The sequence below is a fragment of the Streptosporangium sp. NPDC003464 genome (assembly GCF_053588315.1).
Genome location: NZ_JBSFPS010000381.1, coordinates 1 through 7,321 on the forward strand (window position 1 = coordinate 1; position 7,321 = coordinate 7,321).

The window sequence follows — 7,321 nt, forward strand, 5'->3', positions numbered from 1 at the left end:
GCAGGGATTCCACCCGATGATCCAGCAGGTCTACGCCGACCGGCTCAAGACCTGGGCCGACTGGCAGGACCTTTCGGCAGAAGCTCACGGCACGCTCGTCGGCAGAGGCTCACGGCACGCTCGCTCAAGAAGATCGGTGACGCTCTACCGGCTCCCGGACGACGCCTCCGTGGAGCCGTCGTCGCCGTGATCATCCGCTGGGGCGCCGGGGGTCATCTCCGGGGCGGAGCGGCGCTCACCCCGCAGAGGGACGATCCGGCGGCGCGGTGACGGCCACGATGTGATCCCTCCCCTGTACCGGCCTTCTCCGGCACCCGCGGACGATCCGCGGGACGGGACCGGCGCCACCGGTCACGCATGCCGGGCCCGGATCGCAGGGGTGACGTGGGCCGTCGGCACCGTGCTCTCGGCGCGCGTCGGACGGAGCAAACGCGGACCGGAGGAGATGGACATGTTCAAGAAGGCCCTGCCCGTCGCGATGGCGGCGGCCGCCCTGGTCACGCTGGCCGGGGCGCCCGCGTCCGCGGCGGCCCCGGTGGCACCCGCGTCCGCGGCGGCATCCGCGGTCACGGTACCGAGAATCGAGATCCTCCCCGGAACCTCCCTGCGCCTCAGGGAACCGAACAGCGTCTTCGTCTGCCCGGAGGGCGAGGTGCTGACCGGCCGGGACCACAAGGGGGACGAGAACGGCTGGACCACGTACTGGTGCGGCCGGATCGTCATCGACGGTGAACCGGTCTTCGTGAAGAACGGGGGGTGGAGCCCCACTGTTGTGGAGAGCAGCTCCCGCTTCTCCGCTTTCAACGACCGGGTCATCCTCGGCAGGAGGCACGACGGCGACGAGAACGGCCTGACGCAGTACTTCACCGGCACGGTGCACTGGCGCGACACCCAGGTGCGGGTCGCCTCTCGGAGGTGGACCACCGCGATGAAGGAGAGCGACCACCTCGGACGGGCGAGCTACAACGAGGTCATGATCGGCCGTTGGCACAACGGGGACGAGAACGGTGACACCTTCTACGAGTTCGGTAAGGTCGCTCTCACCGTCGGCGGCTGAGACCCCGCGCTCGCCGTCCTTGCCGCGCGCCGACGAGACCGCCTCCAGCGCCGGACGGGGGGCGGGCGCGGCTCACGGGGGACCCGGGTGCCGGGTCCTTACCCGGCGGCCGTCGTCTCCGGGACGGGGACGGCCGTGAGGCGCCGTGCTCTCAGCAGCGGGACGGCGGCGGCGAGCGCGGCCACCGTGGCCAGGACCAGGCCGGGGAGCAGGGTCAGCGGCGTGGGTGAGGGACCGCCGAGCCCGGCGAGCCACTCGGCGGGCGCCTCCAGCAGCGTTCCCAGGCCGTCGGCCAGGGCGGTGAGCGCGAGCAGCAGGCCGCCCACCCGGCCGAGCAGCCGGTCGGGCGTGATCGCCTGGCGGTGGCTGAGCAGGGCGATGGCGACGACGACCGTTCCGGTCAACGGGACGGATCTTCCGATCAGGTGCCAGAGATGCCCCCAGCCCGTGCCGGACAGCGCGAGCAGCAGCATGAACGGCTGGCTCACCAGCACGGCCGACCAGGCCAGCCGGAAGGCGCCGAGCCTCCGGTGCAGCAGCACGGCCAGCAGCGCCCCCAGGAAAGGCGCGCTGTAGAGCGGCAGCATGACCGCCCACCAGATGAACTCGCCCCACGGCATGTGGCTCAGTGCCGCGTCCGTGGCCGCGCTCCGTGCCTCGTCCGTCACTTCGTCGGCGAGTTCCGCCGACAGCGCCGACACCACCAGATACAAGGTGATCGCCCGTAGCGCCGGCTGCCTCACGGTGAAGCGGATCCCCTCCGCCATCTCCCGCCACAGCCCCGCCCGGGGCGGCGGTGGCTCCTCGACGGCGGCGACGCCGCGCCACAGCGACGCCGCCCCGGCCATCGCCACGCTGACGACGACCAGAAGCGCGAACTCGTCCCCGTCCAGTAAGGACAGCGCCGGCGCCAGCGGGAGAAGGAGGAGCTGCGGCAGCACCGACAGCAGGGCGTTCGCCGGGACCAGGCGCTCACGCCCGACGACGGACGGCAGGTAGGCGTCCTGGCCCACCGATGCCACCGCCGCCAGGGCGGTCGTCGCCATGATCACCGCGGTGACGTGCGGACCGCCGGGCGCGCCCAGACCTTCGGCCACCGTGACGGAGGCCACCGCCACCGTCCCCAGCAGGGCCATCACCATCAGTACGGACCGGCGCCGCACCCGGTCGACCAGCACCCCGAGCGGCAGCCCCAGCAGGATGGGCGCGAGGGTCCCCGCGGCCCCGTTGAGGACGATCACGTCGCGAGGGTCCGTCGGCGGCTCCGGGTCGCTTCCCAGCAGGCTCGGCTCGGCGAACATGAAGGAGATGTGGAGAGCGGCGAAGGCGAGACCGAAGATCAGGAACCGCCGGGACCGTAACGGGCTGGGGGTGGTCATCCGGCCATCATTTCCATGATCGTTCGGCCATCGCAAACCATCGGGGAGATCGGCTGGACGCGGTCACGGGCGTGTCGGAGCCCGGCGGTCATCGGTCCGTCCGCGCCCACCACCCGGTGACCGGCCGGCTCCGTCGGCGATCCGGCACCCGGCGGTCATCGGTCCGCCCGCGTCCGGCACCTGGCGGTCATCGGCCCGGCCCCGTCTGTGGTCCGGAGCCCGGCCGGACCGTGATCCACCGCGCCCGCTCCCGTGGTTGACACCCTCGTCCGGCCAGGCAACGATCCTTTTCGCCCGGCCATGTAACGCTCCGTCCGCCTTTTTCCAAGCAGGGATGTATTCGGGAGGACGACGAAGGGAGCACGGCCGGTGCGCCTCAGACAGAAGGGGTCGGCGGAGATCTCCACCGACCCCGAGGCTTTCGAAGCCTTCTACCGGCGCCACGTCGAAGCGGTCACGCGATTCCTGGCCCGCCGGGTGGCCGACCCGCACACGGTCGCCGACCTGGTCGCGGAGGTGTTCATCGCGGTGCTCGACTCGGCGCACACCTACCGCCCCGGCCTGGGCAGTGAGATCGGCTGGTTGTACGGCGTGGCGCGCAACACCCTGTCCGCCGAATGGCGGCGGGCGGCGCGTGAACTGCGTATCGCCGGCCGGATCGGGGGACGCCGCCTCCTCGACGCCGACGACCTGTCGCGCATGGAGGAGCGTCTGGACGCGGAGAGCACGGCCCGGCGGGCCTTCGAGGCCATGGCCGGACTGCCCGAGAGCGAGCGCGCCGTCCTGGAACTGGTCGCCATCGACCAGCTCTCGGTGGCGGAGGCGGCCGCCGCGCTCGGCATCCGGCAGGGGACCGCCCGGGTCCGGCTGCACCGCGCCCGCCAGTCGCTGCGCCACGTTCCCGGCGTCGTCCCACCCGCTGTCATGGAAGGACTCCGATGAACTTCGAGGAGAGACTGCTCATGGAGCTGAAGGCAGAGATCGGCGAGCGGAACGAGCGGGCGGCACGGGGACCTGCCCGTTCGAAGATGCGCCGCCGCCTGCTGGCGGGGGTCGCGGCCGCGGGCATCGCCGCCGCGGCGGTGGTGGCCGTGCCGCTGGTCACCGGGACGGAGAGCCCGGCGTACGCGCTGACCCAGAACCCGGACGGATCGTTGACCTTGAAGATCAACGAGTTCCGGGACCCGGACCAGATCGAACGGGACCTGGCCGAGCTGGGCGTCAAGGCAGATGTCTCCTACGTCAAGCCGGGCAAGTGGTGCGCCCCCGACCGCGGGCGGATGGCGGGGCCGTCGTCGTCCGTCGACGCGGCGGACCTGAGGAGCAAGGACCCCAAGGTCAAGGCCAGGGCTTTGAAGCTGATGGAGGACTCGCCCTCCGAAAGGGCGTACGACCTGGTCCGCAACGGCGGCGGGGTGAGGATCTACCCCAAGGAGATCAAGCCGGAGCAGACCGCGGTCATGATGTTCACCGAGAACGACGACCAGACTTCGGGCCCGGAGAAGCCCAGGGCGCTCTGGCAGTTCGGTTTCGTCCTCATCGACGGCCCGGTCAAGCCGTGCACGGTCGTCGACGACCCGTCCTGGAACGACATCGGCGACCCGGTGAAGAACCCCGAGGCGTTCCCGCCCCCGGGCAGCTGATCCACTGATCCACGGGAGGTACGGCGGGCGCCCGCCGTACCTCCCGTGAACCCTCCGGCCGGCACGTGCCAGTTGCCGCGTGCCGCGGCCGGAGGGGCGTCGGTGGCGGGGTCAGGCTCTCTCCTGCCGGGGCATGACGACCTCGCGGACGATGAGCAGGACCGCCGCGACCATGGGGATGCCCAGCAGGGCGCCGACCACGCCGAGCAGCGCGCCGCCGACCAGGGCCCCGACGATCGTGGCCAGCGGCGGGACGTCCACCGAGCTCTTCATCACGCTCGGCGCGATCCAGTAGTTCTCGATCTGCTGGTAGACAGTGAAGAAGATCACGCAGATGATGCCGACGGTCGGTGAGACGAAGAACCCGACGAGGGAGGCGACCCCGGCCCCGATGAAGGCGCCGACCATCGGGATGAGGTCGGTCAGGGCCACGATGAGGGCCAGGGCCAGGGCGTAGGGGACCTCCATGATGACCAGGAAGAAGAAGGTCGTCACCCCGGCGATCAGCGAGATGATCAGGTTCCCGGCGACGTAGCCGCCGATGCTGTCGATGATCTGGTCGCCGAGCAGGCCGGCGCGGGTCCGGCGGGACCTCGGCACCAGGCGGTAGGCCATCTTCTTGAGCGAGTTCAGCGAGCCGAGGAAGTAGAGCGTCAGGACCAGGACAGTCAGCGCGTTGAAGACCGCCCCGATGAGCACCTGGCCGAAGCCGAGGACGCCGCCGAACATCTGGCTGCCGAAGTCGCCGCTCGTCACATACTGCTGGATCTTGTCCAGGAGCTGGAAGCGCTGGTCCAGATCCCGGATCATCGGGTTGTTCTGCAGCTCCTGGACGTACTGCGGAAGCTTGGCCACGAAGTCGGTGGACTGCGTGGTGAGCGGGGGCACCACGGCCAGGCCGAAGGCGGCGAAGACGGCGATGACGCCGAGGAAGACCACGGTGATCGCGGCCAGGCGGGGGAGCCCGCGCCTGTGCAGGTTCTCCACGGCCGGGTTCAGGCCGATGGCGAGGAAGAGCGAGACGATGATGAGGATCAGCACCGAACTCGCGCTCATCACCGCCTGCACCAGCCACCAGGCGGTGAGCACGCCCAGTGCGGCGGTGAAGCCGAACACGAACGGGTTGTTGCGCATCGACCGCCCGGGCCGGCCGAAGGGGAGGTCGGCGGAGGCCGCGTCGGCGGAGGTCGCGTCGGCGGCCGCCAGCGGCCGCACGGGGCCGGCCGAGGTGAGGACCGGAGCGGCGGGGGTTCCGTGGGGGTGCACGGGGCCGGCCGAGGTGAGGATCGGTCCGTCCGGACCGGCGGCGGAGGCCGCGGAGGCGGCCGGGTCGGCGGCGACGGCGGGGGCGGCCGGTACGGCGGTTGCCCCGCCGGCGGGGGCGGCCGGTTCGGCGCGGTCACTGGAGAGGGGCTCGGGCACGGACGGCCACTGCCCGAGATGAGACGGATTAGTCGCCTCTGGGCAGCGGCGGGACCCGGCCCAGTCCGGGGCGGGGACGGCTCCCGAGGGGCCGGTCCGCGCGTGGCGGGACGTCCGGGGACCCGGCCCAGGGGGTGGCGGGGGCCACTTGAGGGCTCAGCTCATGTTGACGTACTGGCGGGGCCGCAGCGCGTGGCTCCGCAGCGCCGCCAGGGCGGCCGACCGGCCCGCCGGGGTGAGCTCGCCCGCCCGCCGGAGGTCGAAGGCGTCCAGGCGCCGCCCCAGGTCGGCCAGCGAGGCGTCCACCTCCGGGATCTGCCACTCCTCGCAGTCGACCACCGACGCGACGCGGTCGCGGTCGGCGGGGGAGCCGTCGGCGAGCAGCATCAGCGCCACCTCCCGGGCCGACGCCCGGAACCCGGCCTCCCCGGGCTCCGGGGCCAGGAGGGCCGCCGCCGCGGCCTCCCAGAGCAGATCGCGGTCGCCGAGCAGGCTCTCCCCGGCCGGAGTGATCACCAGCCGTCTCCCGGCGCGCCGCAGCGCGCCCATCCGGCCCTGTGCCATCTCGCGGACCGCCGCCAGCTCCGCGCCGCTCCAGCCGCTCTCCGCGAGCACGGAGCGGGCCAGGTTGTGCCGCTGGGTCAGCGGGATGCCACCCGGCCGTCGGCCCAGCTCCAGCAGCCACCGCAGCGCTTCGAGGTGCTCCCCGGCCGGAGCCGGGATCGGGGCGTGCAGGCGCACCTCGAAGGGCTGGGCCAGCTCGCGCCAGGCGGTGCCCCGGCCGAGCACCCAGCGGTTCAGCCGCTCGCCCTGGACCCGGTGGAGCCAGTTGTCCCCGCCGAGCTCGACGCGGGGCGTGGTCAGCCAGTGGCGGGTCAGCGCCTGCCGTTCGGGCGAGCCGGCGGTGAGCTCCCCGGAGACGATGGCCAGCTCCAGCGCGGCGGAGCAGGCGCCGTGCGCGCCCAGCTCCTCGGGGCCCATGATCGAGCTCCACCGCAGCTCGGGCACGTCGGGCGGGAGCACCCCGGTGGCGTCCAGGGCGCTCTGGTAGGCGGCCGTCCCGGCGTCCTCGCCGGAACGGGCGTAGGTGCGCAGGATCTGCGCCGTCGTGGTGGAGGAGCAGAGCGCGGCGTAACGTTCCAGGCCGCCCAGCCGGAGCAGGCTGCCCAGCGCGCGGGCGACGGCGGGGCGGTCTCCGCCGAGCTTGGTCGGCAGCGTGTACCACAGGAACTCGCACACGTTGAGCTCGGTGATGGTCTCCAACGGCTCACCGCCGGTCAGCCAGTCGATGGCACTGCGGGCGTGCTCGGCGTAGTCGGGCTCGGACCGCTCCAGCTCGGAGAGGAGCGCGGCCACGTCCGGTGCAGGCATGCTCCGAAGTCTGCCGTATGCGGGCCTGCCCTGACGATGAACGTGACGTAATGGATCGTGCACGTCGCCTACCCTAAGGAATCAGCTCTAAGCAGCTCATATGTGCGGACGGTCAGATCCAGCCCTTCTTAAACAACATGCGCGAATGCCACTCCGCGTATGAGATGACCTCGGCGGTGAGCACCGGGTAGAGCCAGGCGAAGTTGACCAGCGCGAAGAGCGTGAAGGCGCCCACGATCGAGGCGCCGACGACGCGCCGCCGCGGCGGGGCGTCCGCCGGGCCGATGAGCAGCCCGGCGGCGAGCACGATCGCGAGGATCATGAACGGGACCATGGGGATCGCGTAGAACAGGAACATGGTCCGGTTGTCGGCGATGGCCCAGTAGAACCAGGGCAGCCAGCCGACGGCGTAGGCCAGCAGCACCGCTCCGGCGCGCCAGTCGCGGGTG

6 protein-coding genes and 2 pseudogenes are annotated in these 7,321 nt (G+C 72.1%); 4 read left to right on the forward strand and 4 right to left on the reverse strand.

Annotation, left to right across the window (positions count from 1 at the left end; translation table 11 throughout):
• Together ACWDS7_RS44905 and ACWDS7_RS44910 are read left to right on the forward strand one after the other, a co-directional pair.
• Positions 1-190 (forward strand): annotated as a pseudogene (locus tag ACWDS7_RS44905) (hypothetical protein); the annotation flags it as partial.
• A gap of 261 nt (positions 191-451) precedes the next feature.
• On the forward strand, positions 452-1,057 hold the full coding sequence (locus tag ACWDS7_RS44910) for a hypothetical protein (RefSeq protein ID WP_451934274.1): 606 nt from the start codon (positions 452-454) through the stop codon (positions 1,055-1,057).
• A gap of 98 nt (positions 1,058-1,155) precedes the next feature.
• Here ACWDS7_RS44910 and ACWDS7_RS44915 read toward each other — a convergent pair whose 3' ends face one another.
• A complete protein-coding gene (locus ACWDS7_RS44915) occupies positions 1,156-2,436 on the reverse strand; it encodes a hypothetical protein (protein ID WP_451934275.1) in 1,281 nt (426 codons plus the stop codon).
• Positions 2,437-2,805: 369 nt separating this feature from the next.
• On the opposite strand from ACWDS7_RS44915, the gene ACWDS7_RS44920 reads away from it, so the two are divergent.
• Together ACWDS7_RS44920 and ACWDS7_RS44925 are read left to right on the forward strand one after the other, a co-directional pair.
• Complete coding sequence (locus tag ACWDS7_RS44920; RefSeq protein ID WP_451934276.1) at positions 2,806-3,378, forward strand: RNA polymerase sigma factor; 573 nt, start codon at positions 2,806-2,808, stop codon at positions 3,376-3,378.
• The gene (locus ACWDS7_RS44925) at positions 3,375-4,079 is read left to right on the forward strand and encodes a hypothetical protein (RefSeq protein ID WP_451934277.1); all 705 of its coding nucleotides are present in this window, start codon (positions 3,375-3,377) and stop codon (positions 4,077-4,079) included. The genes ACWDS7_RS44920 and ACWDS7_RS44925 overlap by 4 nt, the downstream gene beginning before the upstream one ends.
• 111 nt (positions 4,080-4,190) lie before the next feature.
• Here ACWDS7_RS44925 and ACWDS7_RS44930 read toward each other — a convergent pair whose 3' ends face one another.
• The 3 genes and pseudogenes from ACWDS7_RS44930 to ACWDS7_RS44940 all read right to left on the reverse strand — a co-directional run.
• Positions 4,191-5,501 (reverse strand): AI-2E family transporter, encoded by a 1,311-nt coding sequence (locus ACWDS7_RS44930; RefSeq protein ID WP_451934278.1) that lies wholly within the window; start codon positions 5,499-5,501, stop codon positions 4,191-4,193.
• Between the two features lie 156 nt (positions 5,502-5,657).
• A complete protein-coding gene (locus ACWDS7_RS44935) occupies positions 5,658-6,872 on the reverse strand; it encodes a hypothetical protein (RefSeq protein WP_451934279.1) in 1,215 nt (404 codons plus the stop codon).
• A gap of 112 nt (positions 6,873-6,984) precedes the next feature.
• A pseudogene (locus ACWDS7_RS44940) lies at positions 6,985-7,321 on the reverse strand (phospholipid carrier-dependent glycosyltransferase); the annotation flags it as partial.

Bases quoted from the DNA above. Each gene is read 5' to 3' on its own strand.
- ACWDS7_RS44935 (WP_451934279.1), bottom strand. From the start codon at position 6,872: ATGCCTGCACCGGACGTGGCCGCGCTCCTCTCCGAGCTGGAGCGGTCC.
- ACWDS7_RS44910 (WP_451934274.1), top strand. From the start codon at position 452: ATGTTCAAGAAGGCCCTGCCCGTCGCGATGGCGGCGGCCGCCCTGGTC.
- ACWDS7_RS44915 (WP_451934275.1), bottom strand. From the start codon at position 2,436: ATGACCACCCCCAGCCCGTTACGGTCCCGGCGGTTCCTGATCTTCGGT.
- ACWDS7_RS44925 (WP_451934277.1), top strand. From the start codon at position 3,375: ATGAACTTCGAGGAGAGACTGCTCATGGAGCTGAAGGCAGAGATCGGC.